This window comes from Pseudomonas sp. RL_5y_Pfl2_73, from assembly GCF_963970515.1.
Taxonomy (GTDB): Bacteria; Pseudomonadota; Gammaproteobacteria; order Pseudomonadales; family Pseudomonadaceae; genus Aquipseudomonas.
Map to the genome: position 1 here is coordinate 25768 of NZ_CAXAPD010000028.1, position 16879 is coordinate 42646.

The 16879-nt window shown below is 62.1% G+C and carries 14 protein-coding genes and 1 pseudogene; 6 read left to right on the forward strand and 9 right to left on the reverse strand.

Features of this window, described 5'->3' with window-relative positions; translation table 11 throughout:
- Positions 1 to 133 precede the first annotated feature (133 nt).
- From AACY42_RS23005 to codA, 5 genes are all read left to right on the forward strand, one after another.
- The gene (locus AACY42_RS23005) at positions 134 to 1213 is read left to right on the forward strand and encodes a patatin-like phospholipase family protein (RefSeq protein ID WP_339482527.1); all 1080 of its coding nucleotides are present in this window, start codon (positions 134 to 136) and stop codon (positions 1211 to 1213) included.
- Positions 1214 to 1296: 83 nt separating this feature from the next.
- Complete coding sequence (gene queD, locus AACY42_RS23010; protein ID WP_003203918.1) at positions 1297 to 1653, forward strand: 6-carboxytetrahydropterin synthase QueD; 357 nt, start codon at positions 1297 to 1299, stop codon at positions 1651 to 1653.
- Positions 1654 to 1841: 188 nt separating this feature from the next.
- Positions 1842 to 2672 (forward strand): alpha/beta fold hydrolase, encoded by an 831-nt coding sequence (locus AACY42_RS23015; RefSeq protein ID WP_339482529.1) that lies wholly within the window; start codon positions 1842 to 1844, stop codon positions 2670 to 2672.
- Between the two features lie 213 nt (positions 2673 to 2885).
- On the forward strand, positions 2886 to 4157 hold the full coding sequence (codB, locus tag AACY42_RS23020) for a cytosine permease (protein ID WP_339482531.1): 1272 nt from the start codon (positions 2886 to 2888) through the stop codon (positions 4155 to 4157).
- A gap of 12 nt (positions 4158 to 4169) precedes the next feature.
- Complete coding sequence (gene codA / locus AACY42_RS23025) at positions 4170 to 5417, forward strand: cytosine deaminase (RefSeq protein WP_339482532.1); 1248 nt, start codon at positions 4170 to 4172, stop codon at positions 5415 to 5417.
- Between the two features lie 175 nt (positions 5418 to 5592).
- Here the strand turns inward: codA and AACY42_RS23030 are convergent, their stop codons facing one another.
- The gene (locus AACY42_RS23030) at positions 5593 to 6585 is read right to left on the reverse strand and encodes a diaminopimelate epimerase (RefSeq protein ID WP_339482534.1); all 993 of its coding nucleotides are present in this window, start codon (positions 6583 to 6585) and stop codon (positions 5593 to 5595) included.
- Positions 6586 to 6760: 175 nt separating this feature from the next.
- Between AACY42_RS23030 and AACY42_RS23035 the strand changes: the two genes are divergently transcribed.
- Entirely contained in the window at positions 6761 to 7912 is a 1152-nt protein-coding gene (locus tag AACY42_RS23035) for an MFS transporter (RefSeq protein WP_339482537.1), read from the forward strand.
- Between the two features lie 57 nt (positions 7913 to 7969).
- Here AACY42_RS23035 and AACY42_RS23040 read toward each other — a convergent pair whose 3' ends face one another.
- The 8 genes and pseudogenes from AACY42_RS23040 to AACY42_RS23075 all read right to left on the reverse strand — a co-directional run bounded on the left by AACY42_RS23040 (position 7970) and on the right by AACY42_RS23075 (position 16797).
- On the reverse strand, positions 7970 to 8410 hold the full coding sequence (locus tag AACY42_RS23040; RefSeq protein ID WP_053123536.1) for a carboxymuconolactone decarboxylase family protein: 441 nt from the start codon (positions 8408 to 8410) through the stop codon (positions 7970 to 7972).
- Between the two features lie 105 nt (positions 8411 to 8515).
- A pseudogene (locus tag AACY42_RS23045) lies at positions 8516 to 8711 on the reverse strand (mechanosensitive ion channel protein MscS); the annotation flags it as partial.
- 80 nt (positions 8712 to 8791) lie between these two features.
- Entirely contained in the window at positions 8792 to 9658 is an 867-nt protein-coding gene (locus tag AACY42_RS23050) for a pirin family protein (protein WP_339482540.1), read from the reverse strand.
- A gap of 230 nt (positions 9659 to 9888) precedes the next feature.
- Positions 9889 to 10503 carry a response regulator gene (locus AACY42_RS23055; RefSeq protein ID WP_445261758.1) on the reverse strand — a complete coding sequence of 205 codons (615 nt, stop codon included), beginning with the start codon at positions 10501 to 10503 and terminating at the stop codon, positions 9889 to 9891.
- Between the two features lie 114 nt (positions 10504 to 10617).
- The gene (locus AACY42_RS23060) at positions 10618 to 11052 is read right to left on the reverse strand and encodes a response regulator (protein WP_339482541.1); all 435 of its coding nucleotides are present in this window, start codon (positions 11050 to 11052) and stop codon (positions 10618 to 10620) included.
- A gap of 270 nt (positions 11053 to 11322) precedes the next feature.
- On the reverse strand, positions 11323 to 14553 hold the full coding sequence (locus tag AACY42_RS23065) for a transporter substrate-binding domain-containing protein (RefSeq protein ID WP_339482542.1): 3231 nt from the start codon (positions 14551 to 14553) through the stop codon (positions 11323 to 11325).
- A gap of 282 nt (positions 14554 to 14835) precedes the next feature.
- Complete coding sequence (locus AACY42_RS23070) at positions 14836 to 16170, reverse strand: lysine N(6)-hydroxylase/L-ornithine N(5)-oxygenase family protein (RefSeq protein ID WP_339482544.1); 1335 nt, start codon at positions 16168 to 16170, stop codon at positions 14836 to 14838.
- 144 nt (positions 16171 to 16314) lie between these two features.
- Positions 16315 to 16797 carry a sigma-70 family RNA polymerase sigma factor gene (locus tag AACY42_RS23075; RefSeq protein WP_339482545.1) on the reverse strand — a complete coding sequence of 161 codons (483 nt, stop codon included), beginning with the start codon at positions 16795 to 16797 and terminating at the stop codon, positions 16315 to 16317.
- Positions 16798 to 16879 lie beyond the last annotated feature (82 nt).

Sequence of the window (16879 nt, forward strand, 5' to 3'; positions counted from 1 at the left end):
ATCTGGATCTGGATCTTTCGCTTGCGACTCAAGTGTCTGGGGAAAGATCGCAGCCTCGTTGCACTCGACAGCTCCTACGCGGCTCCTACAGGACTCCCTATAATCGCTGCACCCGCTAGACCATGAGACCGGTATGACCGCCATCCACATCAAGTTTCCCGCCCTCACCCTCAAGGCCGGCCCGCGTGCATTCGGGCGGATTCGCCAGGCCGGCTTGAACGCCGCCGACGTCGGCATCCTGCCGGGTGCCGCCGGTGGTCCCAAGGCCCTGGGCATCCAGGGACTGGACCTGGCGCTGTTCGGCCAATGGCTGCCCTCCGCGCCCCGGGAGCGCTCGCTGATCGGGGCCTCGGTGGGGGCCTGGCGCTTCGCTAGCGCCTGCCTGCCGGACGCCGCCGAGGGAATCCGGCGCCTGGGCACCTTGTACAACGAACAAAGCTTCGCCAAAGGCGTGACCATGGCCGGGATCAGCCAGAGCTCGCAACGCATGCTCGACGACTTGCTCGACGGCCGCGACGCTTCGATCCTCGATAACCCGCGATACCGGCTCAACATCATGGTGGTCAAGAGCCACGGTCTGCTGGCCCAGGATCATCGCGGCCGACTGGGCCTGGGGTTGTCGTCGGTGATGGCCGACAACCTGCGAGGCCGGGCACGACTGTCGCGGCATTTCGAACGGCTGATCATCCATGACCCGCGCCTGGCCCCGCCCCTGCATCCGTTAAATGACTTTCCGTCGCGCTTCGTTCCGTTGGTCACCGGCAACCTACGCCAGGCCCTGCTGGCCTCGGGTTCGATCCCGATGGTCATGGAAGGCGTGCGCGACCTGCCGGGCGCCGGTGCCGGCACCTACCGCGACGGCGGTTTGCTGGACTACCACCTCGACTTGCCGTACAGCGGCGAGGACATCGTGCTGTACCCACACTTCACCGACCGGGTCATTCCCGGCTGGTTCGACAAGGGCCTGCCGTGGCGTCGGGCCAACGTCGACCGCCTGCAAGACGTGCTGTTGCTGGCGCCGTCCCGTGAATACCTGGCGCGCCTGCCCTACGGCAAACTGCCGGACCGCAACGACTTCAAGCGTTTCATGGGCGATGACCCGAGCCGCCGCCAGTACTGGCGCACAGCGATGGACGAGAGCCGCCGGCTCGGTGATGAGTTCCTGGAGCTGACGGCCAACGGCGGATTGGGCGAGCGTTTGCTGACCCTTTAGTCAGCACGGTCGCGCAACGCCGTTATCAAACTGATAAACTGCGCCGCCTGCCTCGCGACCGCTACCTTAAAGAGCCCGAACCTGTGGAAATCTTCAAAGAGTTTACCTTCGAATCCGCCCACCGCCTGCCCCATGTGCCGGACGGCCACAAGTGCGGCCGCCTTCACGGCCACTCGTTCAAGGTGGCGATCCACCTGAGCGGCGACATCGATCCGCATACGGGCTGGATTCGCGACTTCTCGGAAATCAAGGCGATCTTCAAGCCGCTCTATGAGCGCCTGGACCACAACTACCTCAACGACATTCCTGGCCTGGAAAACCCCACCAGCGAAGTCCTGGCCAAGTGGATCTGGAATGAATTGAAGCCATTGCTGCCGGAACTCAGCGCCATCCGCATCCACGAGACCTGCACCAGTGGTTGCATCTACCACGGCGAATAAAACCTGTGGAGTCCGCCCGTGGGAGCAAAGCTTGCTCGCGATGAAGATGACACAGTCTCTCTTGAACCGAGGCGTCTGCGTCGCGGGCAAGCCTTGCTCCCACAAAACCTAGCTACCCCGCTGTGCTTTCCATGACCTGCCTGCATTGGCCTATGATCCCCTGACCCCTTTCAAACAGAGGTTCGATCATGACCCACTGGCCGCTGGATCACGTCTACAACTTCAACGGACACCCCATCCGCTACGCCATCCACGGCGATGGCCCACCGCTGGTGTTTGTCCACGGCACCCCCTTCTCTTCCTACGTTTGGCACCGCATCGCCCCGCTGTTCTTCGCCACCCACACAGTGCATTACTTCGACCTGCTGGGGTACGGCCAGTCCGCGCAACCCGATGCCGATGTGTCCCTCGGCGTGCAGAACCCGTTGCTCGCACAACTGCTGGAGCATTGGCGCCTGGATTGCCCGGACGTGGTGGCCCATGACTTTGGCGGCGCGACGGCCCTGCGCACGCACCTGCTCAATGGCAAGGACTACCGCAGCCTGACCCTGATCGACCCGGTGGCCCTGTCGCCCTGGGGTTCACCCTTTGTGCAGCATGTACGCCAGCATCAAGCGGCGTTCAGCGGCTTGCCCGACTACATCCAGCGGGCGATCGTGCCGACCTACATCCGCGGTGCGATCAAACGGGACATCCCGGACGCAGAACTGGCGCCCTACGTGCAGCCGTGGCTTGGCGAGCCGGGCCAGGCGGCGCTCTATCGGCAGATTGCGCAGATGGACGAGCGGTATACCCGCGAAGTCGAAGGCCTGTACCCGACCGTACGCTGCCCGACCCAGATACTGTGGGGCGAGGATGACCAGTGGATCCCCATCGAACGTGGCCGGGCCTTGCACCGGATGATCCCGGGGTCGCAGTTCCACCCTGTTCCGAACGCCGGGCACCTGGTCCAGGAAGATGCGCCGGAGGCCATCGTCGCGGCGGTGTTGCGGTTCCTGGCATTGCCTCCTTCCTCCTGAAGAAACCCTATCTCTTGTGGGAGCGGGCTTGCTCGCTCCCACAAGGAAACCGCATCGGCGATGAGAACTGTGTTCCAACTTGAATCACCGCCGCACCGCTTTCGATCCCTGCGCCCACCCAATCCCCAGGATTGTCTATAAATAACCTCGCGATCACTCGCTTGGCACGGCCGCTGCACGCTTGCGACATCCCTCATCCGCAAGGACCGCCACATGACTCAGAACGATCCGGGCAATGACTATCCCTTGAGCGAAGTCCCGATGCACGCTCGCAAGGGCCTGGCCTCCACGGTCATGGTGCTGCTGGGTTTCACCTTTTTCACCGCCACCATGTTTGCCGGTGGCAAGCTGGGGGTGGCGTTCGGTTTTGCCGAAATGCTCACGATCATCGTCATCGGCAATCTGCTGCTGGGCCTCTACGCCGCCGGCCTGGGCTACATCGCCTTCAAGAGCGGGCTCAATTCGGTGCTGATGGGCCGCTTCTGTTTCGGCGAGGTGGGCAGCAAGCTCAGTGACTTAATCCTGGGGTTCACCCAGATCGGCTGGTACGCCTGGGGTACGGCGACCGCCGCAGTGGTGCTGGGCAAGTATTTCCAATTGAGCGAGGGCACCGTGCTCGGGTTGATGGCGCTGTTCGGCCTGGGGTTTTGTGCCACGGCCTATGTCGGTTATCGCGGGCTGGAAATCCTCTCGTACCTCGCCGTGCCGGCCATGGTGTTGCTGCTGATGCTGTCGATGTGGGTCGCGACGGTGAAGGTTGGCGGTCTCGATGGTTTACTGGCGATAGTGCCGACGGGCAGCCTCGACATGTCCACAGCCATCACGCTGGTGTTCGGCACCTTCGTCAGCGGCGCGACCCAGGCGACCAACTGGACACGGTTTTCCCGCTCGGCGAAGGTCGCGGTGCTGGCGAGCCTGATCGGATTTTTCATTGGCAACGGCCTGATGGTGCTGATCGGCGCCTACGGGGCCATCGTCTATCAGCAACCGGACGTGGTCGAAGTGCTGCTATTGCAGGGCTTCGCCATGGCGGCGATGGCCATGCTGCTGCTCAACATCTGGAGCACCCAGGACAACACCATCTACAACTTCGCCGTGGCCGGTTGCAACCTGCTGCGCACGCGCCGGCGCAAAACCGTGACCCTGGGCGGCGCGGTGATCGGCACGCTGCTGGCGCTGCTGGGCATGTACGACCTGCTGGTGCCGTACCTGATTCTGCTGGGCACGGTGATCCCGCCCTTCGGCGGTGTGATCATGGCCGACTTTTTCTTCCGCTGGCGCGGTCGTTATCCACGCCTGGCCGAGGCGCAACTGCCGGCGTTCAACTGGCCCGGACTGTTGGCCTATGGGGTGGGCACCGTCGCGGCATTCAATTCGCCATGGGTCGCGCCACTGGTAGGAATCGCTGCCGGCGCGCTAACGTATGTGCTATTGATCAGCGTAATGGGTACTCGCGCCGCTGACGCCCCCCTACAAGACCTCTAAAGGATTCGCCCGATGCACATCATCAACGCCCGTCTGCGTAACCGTGAAGGCTTGCATGAACTGCACTTGGAAAACGGCCTGATCGCCAACATCGCCCGCCAGACCGAGGCCCACAGCCTCGGCCCGGAAGACCTCGACGCCGGCGGCAACCTGGTGGTCCCGCCCTTCGTCGAACCGCACATTCACCTGGATGCGACCCTCACCGCCGGCGAACCGCGCTGGAACATGAGCGGCACGCTGTTCGAAGGCATCGAGTGCTGGGGCGAACGCAAGGCCACTATCACCGAGGGAGACACCAAGACTCGCGCCAAGAAAACCATTCAGGCCCTCGCCGCCCATGGTATCCAGCATGTGCGCACCCACGTCGACGTAACCGACCCCGAGCTCACGGCGCTCAAGGCGCTACTGGAAGTTCGCGAGCAAAGCCGTCACCTGATCGACATGCAAATCGTCGCGTTTCCCCAGGAAGGCATCGAGTCCTACCGCAATGGCCGTGAGTTGATGGAAGAAGCCATCCGCATGGGCGCCGATGTGGTGGGCGGTATTCCCCACTTCGAGTACACCCGCGACCAGGGCGTCAGCTCGGTGAAATTCCTCATGGACCTGGCCGAGCGCACCGGCTGCCTGGTGGATGTGCATTGCGACGAAACCGATGATCCGCACTCACGCTTCCTCGAAGTGCTCGCCGAAGAAGCCCGCAGCCGCGACATGGGCGCGCGCGTCACCGCCAGCCACACCACGGCCATGGGCTCCTACGACAACGCCTACTGCGCCAAGCTGTTCCGCCTGCTCGGGCACTCGGGCATCAGCTTTGTCTCTTGCCCCACCGAAAGCATTCACCTGCAAGGGCGCTTCGATAGTTTTCCCAAACGCCGCGGCGTCACCCGGGTCAATGAACTGCTCGAGGCCGGGATGAACGTGTGCTTTGGCCAGGATTCCATCGTCGACCCGTGGTACCCGTTGGGCAACGGCAATATCCTGCGGGTCCTCGAAGCCGGCCTGCACATCTGCCACATGCTCGGCTATCGCAACCTGCAAAGCGCCCTGGACCTGGTCACCGACAACAGCGCCAAGGCCATGGCCCTGGGCGAGCGCTACGGCCTGGAACCCGGCCGCCCGGCGAACCTGCTGATCCTGTCGGCGGACAGTGACTACGAAGTGATCCGCAGCCAGGGCTTGCCGCTCTATTCGATTCGCAACGGTGAAGTGCTGATGAAGCGGCAGATGCCGGTGGTGGAGTTTGCGCAGCAGCCGGACTGAGTTCCCCAACCCCTTGGAGCGAGCTTGCTCGCGATGGCGGTGGGTCAGTTGCATTGATGTTGGATGCACTGCCGCCTTCGCGAGCAGGCTCGCTCCCACAGTGGATATGTGTCGTACACAGATTTTGTGCTCACTGAAGATCGAATGTGGGAGCGAGCCTGCTCGCGAAGAGACGCTAGGGCACAGACCGCGCCGTACCAAACAACCTGACCCGCACCAACTCACCCGCCTCCTCTTCCAGCAAAATCGGCGCAGTCCCCCCCGGCATCACCACACTCACCGCCCCCGCCGGCACCCAGCCCACCCGCCACGCCGCACTGGCCACAGCACTGGCGCTGGTGCCCGAGGAAGCCGTGGGTCCTTCGCCGCGCTCAAACACCCGGGCGGCGATTCGTCCTTCGGCTTCCAGACTGGCCCATTGCAGATTCACCCCGCTGGGGCACGGTAGCCCGGCGCCACCTGGCGCGGCATAGGCGATGCGAACCAGCCATTGCGACAGCGCCGTAGCATGCATCTGCGAATGGCTCGGCAACCCTTCGGCACCGGCCACCAGCGTCACGCAATGAGGATTGCCAATGTTCACGAACTGGCTGTTGCCCCACGCCGGGTTCAACCGTTCAAGCACCGCGACACGGCTGACATCGCACTGGTTGAACATCACGCTCTCGACATCCCGGGCGCCAACGGCCCGGGGTCCGAACAGCGGTTTACCCAGGTCCAGCCAGAAGCCTTGAACATCGTCGAATTCAGCGGCGCGAACCGAGGTTTGCAGCGGGGAGATACCCTCAGGTTTGTCATGATGAACCTGCAGCACACACTCACCCGCACCCGCCATCAAGCCTTGCTCTTGCAGCGCCCGGGAGAAAATCGTCAGGCCATTGCCGCTGCGTTCGGCCAGGGTGCCGTCGGTGTTGACGATCAACAGGTCAAAGGGTGGTTTGTTCTGGAACGGGCCGATCAACAGGCCGTCACTGCGATGGGCCTTGGCCTCCGGCGGTGCTTCGCCCGGCACCCAACCGCAGAAGGCATGCACGACAGCCGAGGCCCAGGACTCGCGCCGCTGTGCAGCCAGGGCGGCTGAAGGCGGCAAATCAATGCCGTAATCACGCACCTGTTGCGGCGAAACGACGCCATAGATATTACCGCGTGCATCATAAAACTGCGTCATAGACCAGACCCGAAGTCAGCCAGCTAGGGCCGATACTTTATGCTGGAGAAGGCTGAGGGAGCAAAGCCCACGCTTTGGCCGGCACCTTGGGGTCGCGGTGCAGTCAGTGGATATGCAAGCATAGGCCCCCTGCCCGCCGCACCGCACCGCACCGCACGACAGCCAAGGACGTTTCATGACTGCCATTACGCCCCCGCCCACCTTTATCCCCGGACGCCTGGAACAGATGTCCACTCGCATCGCCTATCTCATCGCCGGCATCGGCATCGCCGCCTGGGCGCCGCTGGTGCCTTACGCCAAGGTGCGGGCGAACCTGGATGAAGGCACCCTCGGCTTGCTGCTGTTATGCCTGGGGGTCGGGTCGATCTTGGCGATGCCGATTTCCGGTGCGCTGGCGACGCGCTTCGGCTGCCGGCGGGTACTTAGCGGCGGCACGATTCTGATCTGCCTGGCGTTGCCGTTGCTGGCGACGATGACTTCCCTGCCCTGGCTGGTGGCCGCATTGTTCCTATTTGGCGCCGGGCTCGGCACCGTGGACTCGACCGTAAACCTGCAAGCGGTGATCGTCGAGCGGGCCAGTGGCAAGACCATGATGTCGGGTTTCCACGGCATGTTCAGCCTCGGCGGGATCATTGGCGCGGCGGGCGTGAGTGCCCTGCTCGGCCTGGGACTTTCGCCGCTGGGGGCGACGCTGGTGGTCAATGGTGTGCTGCTGGTGGCGTTGTTCAAGGCGGCGCCGCACCTGTTGCCCTACGGCAGTGAAAGCTCTGGACCGGCGTTTGCCATTCCCCATGGCGTGGTGCTGTTCATCGGCATCCTCTGCTTCATCGTGTTCCTGGCCGAAGGCGCGGTGCTGGACTGGAGCGCTGTGTTCCTGACCACCGAACGCGCAGTGGCTACCGCCTATGCCGGGCTGGGTTATGCCGCGTTCGCGCTGACCATGACTGTCGGCCGGCTGACCGGCGACTCAGTGGTGCATCGCCTGGGGGCCAAGCGCGTGATTATCTACGGCGGATCGATCGCGGCAGCCGGGTTCCTCTTGGCGACCCTCGCACCGATGTGGCAAGCCACACTGCTGGGCTATGCGTTGGTGGGCGCCGGGTGTTCGAACATCGTGCCGGTGCTGTACACCGCCGTCGGCAAACAGACCCTGATGCCAGAGGCCATCGCCGTTGCGGCCATCACCACCATCGGCTATGCCGGCATCCTTGCCGGCCCGGCGCTGATTGGCTTCGTCGCCCATGGCAGCAGCCTGAGCATTGCCTTCGGGTTGATTGCGATATCGCTGGTGGCAGTGGCGGCCAGTGGCAAAGTGTTGAAGGTTTGAGGTGTACACAGAGCCTGTGGGAGCAAGGCCCACCTCCACCGATATTTTTTCTTCTGATTACGCTTCAGGCATTTTGCGAAAGCCCACCGCCAAGCGGTTCCAGCCATTGATGGCGTTGATCGCCACGGTCAGGTCGACCATTTCCTTGGGGCTGAAATGCTCGCTCAACAGGGCATAGTCAGCGTCTGGGGCATGGGTGTCGCTCAGGCGAGTCAGGGCTTCGGTCCAGGCCAGTGCGGCGCGCTCACGGCCAGTGAAAAACGGCGCTTCACGCCAGGCGGTCACGGCGTACAGCCGACGCTCGGTCTCGCCGTCCTTGCGGGCATCGGCGGTGTGCATGTCGATGCAGAAGGCACAGCCGTTGATTTGCGAGGAGCGCAGCTTGACCAGTTCCAGCAGGGACTTCTCCAGGCCCAGGTTCGAGGCGGCGTTTTCCAGGGCCAGCATGGCTTTGAAAGCATCAGGGGAAGCGGTGTAGAAATCGATACGCGGTTGCATGATGAACTCCAGAACAATTGGGTGTGACGCTACGTTAGCCGTGCAGTGGCGCGGTACAAATAGCCAATTGTTGGGAAGTTCGGGTGGCCAATGGGAGATCTATCCGGCCATGCAGCCTTGGGCGGTCTGCAAGCGCGTGGCGCGCCAGTCGATGTCAGTGACCCGGCCTTCGCTGCAAGGCTACGCCGACAATGCTCGCCATCGCATTGGACGTCGCCGCACCGATCAGCACCGTCAGGGTTCGCGCAGCGAACAGTCTCCAAGCAATCTACAGGCCGGTTTCGGCCAGCTGCCAGGGCACAGAGCCGCCGCTCTGACATCAGAGACAGCATCGGGGCAGCTCCGGGAAGGCGATTGGCGACGATTGACCGTTGTTTCGCGTCAATCGTCCATCTGGCCAAAACGCCCGGAATGGAAATCGTTGAAGGCCTGGTGAATTTCCTGCTCGCTGTTCATCACGAACGGACCGTGGCCGACAATGGGTTCATCGATCGGCTCGCCACTGAGCAACAACACTACCGCATCGTGATTGGCTTGCAGGCTCAATTGGTCGCCGGCCCGGTCGAACAGGGCCATTTGCCCGGCCTCCACCCGTTCGCGGCCATTGGCCTGGACCGAGCCTCGCAATACCACCAAGGCGGTGTTGTGGCCCTCGTGCAGGTCAAGGATGAGGGTTTTCCCAGCATTCAAGCGGATGTCCCAGACGTCGATGGGCGTGAAGGTCCTGGCGGGGCCTTGCTGCCCTTCGAAGCGCCCGGCAATCAGGCGCAGGCTGCCGGCGTTGTCCTTCAGGGCGATGTTCGGAATGTCGTCCTTGAGGATCGTCTGGTAGCCGGCCGGGGCCATCTTGTCCTTGGCCGGCAGGTTGACCCACAGCTGGACCATCTCCATGAACCCGCCCTGCCGGGCGAAGGCTTCGCAGTGGAACTCTTCGTGGATGATGCCGGACGCGGCGGTCATCCATTGCACGTCGCCAGGGCCGATCTTGCCACCGCTGCCCGTGGAATCACGGTGTTCCAGTTCGCCCTGGTAGACGATGGTCACGGTTTCGAAACCGCGATGCGGGTGCTGGCCGACGCCGCGACGCTCGGTGGTAGGCGTGAATTCCGTCGGAGCGGCGTGGTCCAGCAGCAGGAACGGGCTGACGTGCTTGCCCAGGTTGTCATAGGAAAACAGCGTGCGAACCGGGAAGCCATCGCCGACCCAGTGGGGCCGTGGGCTGGTGTAGAGGCCGATGATGTTTTTCATGCTGTGTCTCCAAAAAATCAGGTGCTGCGATTTAATGGAGACAGCTTAGAACCGACACCTTTGCAGCACTAGACTGCAAAAATCGGCTTTAGCGTTCTATCTGAAGAACAGCGATCAAAAAACTGTGGGAGCGAGCCTGCTCGCGATAGCGGTACATCTGCCGATGATGGATTGACTGTCAGGCCGCTATCGCGAGCAGGCTCGCTCCCACATTATTTGGTGTAACTCATTCAAAGGTGATTGCGCTTGGCAAACTCCGACAACCCCACCAAGGATTGCAGGCCAAGCTTTTCCAGCAGCCGAGACTTGTAGGTGCTGACGGTCTTTGGACTCAGGAACAGGCTTTCGGCAATGTCTTTGCCGCGCATGCCCATGGCCAGCATGCGCAGGATGGATAACTCGCGGGTGGAAAGACTTTCCAGGGCCTGTTGTTCGCTGCGTCGCTGAAAATCCAGCCTGACGGACATCTGTGGGAAGTAGGCATAACCGGACTTCAAGGCCTGGATCGCCTTGGTCAGTTCCTTGAGGTCGCTTTTTTTGGTCACAAAGCCCCGGGCCCCGGCCGAGATGCAGCGGTTGCAGAAGTGCTGCGCATCCTGGGAAGTGAACACCAGCACGTTGCACTCAGGGAACTGGGCCATGATCCAGACCAACAGGTCCAGGCCATCGAAACCGTTCATTACCAGGTCCAGGATCACCAGGTCTGGCACGCACTCCTTGATAAAAGTCCTGGCATCACCCGTGCCGCTGGCGTCCCGGATGTGGGTGAACGCCTCATTCTGGCAAATAAGCCGCAGCGCCCCTCTTATGACAGGGTGGTCATCCACGATTAACACGTCTTTCAAGGTAATTCCCCAGGTCATTACAAACGGCACCGGCACCATGACTGCACCGGACTCTCGCACAAGCACCGGGCTCTGCCACCTGTCAGATCCGACAGTGCAGACCAACGGTCTTTCTCAGCGTCCATGGCCCTGCCTGAGGGCGCACGTCCACGGTTGCAGCGACTCACTGGCTTGAGGGTCGACCTGCTCCATCAGGCGCCGCAGGGAGGCAAGGTCAGGCAGTGGCGCCTGGCTCAGGTGCATGCTCGATCGGCGCGCGACTGGCACCCGCGACAGACTGGCCGGTTGCGCGTTGTAGATCATCCCGTGACGAACCTGTGGGTTATAGATAACAAAATCGTGCAAGTCCAACGCCCCGCTTGCCAGCCCGGCATTGACGACAATCAGGTCGAAGGGCTCGCTGCCGTACTCCACCAGAGTCAGCAACTCTTGCACATGGCTCACGGGGACAATCCGGAAATAGCCGTGTTGATTGAACAGCCGCTCCAGCACGACTCGATGAGCATGGTGTGGATCGGCAATCAGAATACGGAGTGCTTTGTTCGGCATGGCAAGCTTTCCAATAGCAACGCGCCAGGTAGAAACCGGCTCAAGAACATTAAGGGCCGTCAGGCTAGAGGAAGACCTTGAAAGGCGATGTAGGACTATTCCTAAAATAATGACGGACCAAGCCTCTGCGGCGAGGAAACTAATCCTGCACCCGACGCTTTTGTAGGAGCTGGCGAAGCCTGCGATCTTTTGATCTTTTGATCTTTTGATCTTTCGCTTGAGACTCAACTGTCAGGGGAAAGATCGCAGCCTCGTTGCACTCGTCAGCTCCTACGGCCCTGGGGACAGATTTCCTCCCACATAGGTCTTCAGTTGTTCCGCCAGGTGCTCGATGGCTTGGCGAATATCTTCCACAGCGTGGGCAAGCCGCAACGTGTCGCCGCCCCGACAAGCACTTTCCAGCGCCTCACAGGCGGCGATCAGGCCTTGCGCCTGGATGATCCGCGCCCCACCCTTGATCCGGTGCGCCAGGTCCGCCAGGCCCGACAAGTCTTGTCGGCTGGACAGGTGCAACAGTCGTGCTTGATCGTCGGCATTGCTGCTGACCAGTTCCTCCAGCAGCGCCCTGATGGCGGTCGTGTCACCGCCGGTCAATTGCTCCAGGCTGGTCAAGTCGATGCCATCGCCGGGCTGAGGCGTCCCCACGTCCGGCATGACCGAAGCCAGGCATGCGTTGAGTTCCCGAAGGCTGATGGGTTTGAACAAGCAATCGTCCATCCCTGCCTCGGCGCAGCGGTCCTTTTCCTCAGGCTGGGCGTTGGCCGTGAACCCCAGGATCACCCCGGGCGACAGGTTTTGCGCACGCTCTTCGTCGCGAATGGCCCGCGCGAGTTCGTAGCCGCTCATCAAGGGCATGTTGCAATCGGTGATGACCACATCGAAGTGTTCACTGCGCCAGGCATTCAGACCTTCGACACCGTTCTGCGCCTCCTGGACACGATGGCCCAGGTAGCCCAGTTGCTGGGACAGCAGCAAGCGGTTGGCCGGGTAGTCATCGACCACCAGGATACTCAGCGCCCGGCCCGGCACCAGCGCCTCGGCCTCGACAGGCGGCGCGGCCGGCAAGGCATCGAGCAGGGGCAGGTCCAGCAGAATCTCGACCTGCGTGCCCACCCCCGCTACGCTGCGCAATGTCAGGGTACCGCCCATCATTTCGCACAACGTACGGCTGATGACCAACCCCAGCCCGGAACCGCTGCGGGCCGACTGGGTCGCGTGAGCGGCCTGGGTAAAGGGGCTGAACAGGCGGCGCTGGTCTTCAGGCGGAATCCCGCAGCCGGTGTCCTCGACGCGCAGGCAAACGCCCAGGCGCCCGTGTTCAACGTCAGGCTCGCCGCGCACACTCAGGCGCACCTCGCCCTGGTCGGTGAACTTGATGGCGTTGCTCAACAGGTTCGAGACGATCTGCTTGAAGCGCAACGGGTCGATCAACACGTCACGGCTGACCCCGGCGTCCAGCACCCGTTGCAGGCGCAGGTGTTTCTGCCCGGCCAGGCCCTCGAAAATCCGCGCCACCGACTCGGTCAATTCGTACAGATTGGCCCGTTGCGGCGTCAGCGACAACTTGCCCGACTCGATGCGAGCGATGTCGAGGATGTCGCCGATCAAATCCAGCATGCCATGGGCGGCCCCCGACGCGACCTCGATGGCGAACCGGTCCACAATGCCTTGGTCGGCTTTTTTCAGGGCCAGCTCCAGCAGCCCAATCACCGCATTCATCGGTGTGCGGATCTCATGGCTCATGGTCGCCACGAAGGTGGTCTTGGCGCGGTTGGCGTCGTCGGCGCTTTCCTTGGCAATGCGCAATTGCTCCAGCAGGCGCCGCAAGTAAATGACCCAGCCCAAGGTCACCAGCAACAGCAACGCAGCGACGGTGAACCCCTGGAGAATCGTGGTGCGGTTGCGCAACCAGTAACTGTCGTCGATCACCACCTCACTGCGCCAACGGTTGGTCAACTCATCCATCTCTTCGGGAGAAATGCTCAGCAGCGCCTTGTCGAGAATCGAGTAAAGCTCCAATGCGCCCCGGTTCGTCGCCAACGCAACGCGCGCGGGCAAGATGCCAACGGTACTGGTGACCTGCAGCGTGTCGCGGTACTGGCGTGAGATCATGTAGCGGGCGCTGATCAGCGGATTGATCGCAGCGTCCGCCGTGCCGGCGGCGACCATGGTCATGGCGTCGGCGTTGTTTTGTGCCGTCACCAACTGCACGCGAGGGAACTGCTCCAGCAGGAACTCGCGCAACACGTTACCGCGCACCAACGCCAGGCGCTTGCCGGCCATCTGGTCCAGGGTTAGCGGGCCCTTGGCTCGAGCGGGCACCACCAGCACAAACGGATTCGTCAGGTACGGTCGGGTAAAGCGCAACTCATCTTCGAGTTCGGTGCTGGGTATGGCGGTCGCCAAGACATCAGCCTTGTCGCTCTTGATCTGCCCGATCAAATCGTCAACCGAGCCGCCACGCTGCACATCGAATTTCAAACCGGTACGTAAGCTGATCCTCGCCAGCACATCGGCGCCGATCCCGCGCAAATGGCCTTGTTCATCAAAGAACGTCAGCGGCAGGAAGTTTTCGTTGACCGCCACCTTGATCCGCGGATGAGCGTCCAGCCAGCGCTGCTCCTTGACGCTGAAATGCAGCGCCTGCTGTCCCGGCATGCTCGCGCCGCCGGCACTCCAGCGCCTCAGAATGCTCATTTGTTCGCTGGCGGGAATGGCTTGCAGTGCGGCATTGACGATGCGCAACAGGCGCGTGTTGTCGCGACTGACCGCGAATGCGAACGGCTGCACTTCCATGCGCGAGAAATCGGCCAGTTGAATATTGTTTAGGTAATTCTTGCTGATCAGGTAGTTGGAACTGATTGAATCCCCTAGATAAACATCGGCCTGACCAAACGCCACGGCGCCGATGGCACTCAAGGTCGAGGGGAACAACTGCAACGAGGCATCGGGATAAAACGCCTCGACCGTCTCCGGCGGCAAGTAGTGATACAGCATCGCCACCCGCTTGCCCGCCAGGTCGGTGGGCAAGTCCTGGCTGTCGTTGACCCGGGCCACGAGAGTCGGCAGGTCGTCGGCATAAGCCTGGGACATCGCCAGGTCTCGATCGGCGGCTTCGAAGCCGTTGGCGGTGCCGAGCATATCGACTTCACCGCCGCGCAGGGCCTGGAGTGATTCGGCACGGGACGGATAACGCTGGACCTGCACCTTGACGTGCAGGAGTTGCCCGAGCAATTGCGCATAGTCGGCGGTCAGGCCTTCATAGTCGCGAGCATTGCCGGTGATGCTGAAAGGCGCGTAGTCCGGCGCCGAGGCGCCCAGCTGCAACGTGCCCTTTTGGCGCAGCCAGCGCCAGTCGGCAGCGTCCAGGGACACCGAATAATCGCTCACATTGGAGCGCCCGAGCACCTGCAGCGCCTCGGGTGCCGCGTCCACCGGTGGCACCACACTCAATGAGCCCAGCAACAGCGTCACCAGGCCTGTGCGTAAGAACAGCATCATCTGGTCAGTTTGTTTCGTTTGGCGTAGTCGGCCCGGCGCACCGCGACTGCACGTTACAGTCAGGGTGGACCGGCTGAGGGTTCAGACTGCCAATACGAGGGAACAGCGAACCGAGCCTTTCAAACAGCAGGAGGCTGTGAGGTGAGTGTAGGAAATTTCTGAAGAATTTCCTGACGGTTTCTCGTTGTTTTGTAGGCGTTGGCGAAGCCTGCGATCTTTTGATCTTTCACTTGGGCCCCAAGTGTTTGGGAAAGATCGCAGCCTCGCTTCGCTCGACAGCTCCTACACGGCGGCCAACAGCAGATCGCGCACCGGACGCGCCTGCCCACGATGGCTCCCATGCTCATAGAGCGAGCCGGCGATTTCATCGGCGCGCACCGGCAGGATCGACAGCAAGGTGTCGCTCAGACCATGGCTGGCCTGGCAGAAGCCCTGCATGTAGATCGCCGCCTTGCAGCGCTCGTCGGTGATCAGCTTGTAGTTGCGATCCACCTCGAAATCCCCCAGGTATTGCGCCAGTGGTTCCAGCAGAGCGCGGTGCATCTGCCGCTCATAACCGGTGGCCAGCACCACGGCGTCATAGCGGCGCACGGTCAGCTCTCCCGTGGCGTTGTTGCGCACGGCCAACTCCACGCCGGCGTCGCTGGCCGTGGCCTTTTCGACCGTCGTGAGGGTTCGGAACGCATGACGGGCGACGCCAGAGACTTTCTGGCGATAGAAAATCCCGTAGATGCGTTCGATCAGGTCGATGTCCACCACCGAATAGTTGGTGTTGTGATATTCGTTGACCAGGCGCTCGCGCTCGCTGTGGGGTTGCTGGAACACCAAGTCGGTGAACTCCGGCGAGAACACTTCGTTGACGAATGGGCTGTCGTCCGCCGGTTTGAGCGCCGAGCCGCGCAGGATCATGTCGACCTGCACCGAAGGGAAGCTGTCGTTGAGGTCGATGAAGGCCTCCGCCGCGCTCTGCCCGCCACCGATGATGGCGATGTTCATCGGCTGACCGCTCACACAGGGCTGGCTCGCCATGCGCGCCAGGTACTGGGAATGGTGGAACACCCGCGCATCATCCTTGAACGCCTCGAACGCCTCGGGGATGCGCGCGGTACCGCCGGCACTGACCACCAGCGAACGGGTGGTTCGGATCAACTCCTCGCCCTGGGCATCGCGGGAAATCACCCGCAACGCTTCGACCTGTTGATTGTGCAGCAGCGGTTCGATGCGCAGCACTTCTTCGCCATAACGACTCTGTTCGGTGAAATGCCCAGCCACCCAGCGCAGGTAGTCATTGAACTCCATGCGACACGGGTAGAAGGTGCCGAGGTTGATGAAATCCACCAGGCGGCCATGGTGCTTGAGGTAATTGACGAACGAATACGGGCTGGTGGGGTTGCGCAGGGTCACCAGGTCCTTGAGGAAGGAAATCTGCAACTCGCTCTGGGTCACCAGGGTGTTGCCGTGCCAGCGGTAGTCGGCCTGTTTGTCGAGGAACAGCACGTCCAGTTCACCCTGGACCGGCCCCCGCTCCTGCAGCGCGATGGCCAGCGCCAGGTTCGAAGGGCCGAAACCAATGCCGATCAAGTCGTGAATGATGGGCGATGCAATTGCCTGTGTCATGTCCAGTGTCCTCTGGAAAAGCCCTCAACAGGGCGCGAAAAGCCTGGGGTGACCTGCCCAGCGTTTAGGGGCCAACAAGTCGTGTGTTGAGAGGAACGAGGACAATGAAAAAAAATTTACCGCGATACGACCGGCGTGAGCAGATTAATGCGCGTCCCACTGCCGCACGCGAACGCGGCAATGCTTCATCGCGTTGACGATGTGTTTTTCCACCAGTGCCCGGGAAATGCCCAGGCGCTCGGCGATTTGCGGGTGAGACAGGCCTTCGAGCTTGCGCAGCAGGAAACTCTCGCGGCACAGCGGCGGCAGCTCGGCCAGGGCACGCTGGAGCATGTCCAGACGCTGGCCGTGGTCGAGACTGGTCTGGGGCGACGGGGTGAAGAAGCGCTCTTCGCTGTCCAGCACCTCCAGGGATTCGACCTGACGCACGGTATTGCGCCGATGCCCGTCGATCACCAGGTTCAATGCCGTGCGATAGAGGAACGCCCGGGGCTGTTCAATGGGGGTGTCGCTGGCGCGCTCCAGCACCCGCACATAGGCGTCATGCACCACATCCTCGGCCGCCTGGCGGTTGCCTAGCCTGGCGTTCAGGAAACACACCAGCTCGCGATAGTAGTTCTCCAACATGACTCCCGTGCGCAATGACTGCGACAGCTATCCCTGTGCCCACTCGGCATGCCTGGGACAGGCAATGGCACGATAGTGGCAG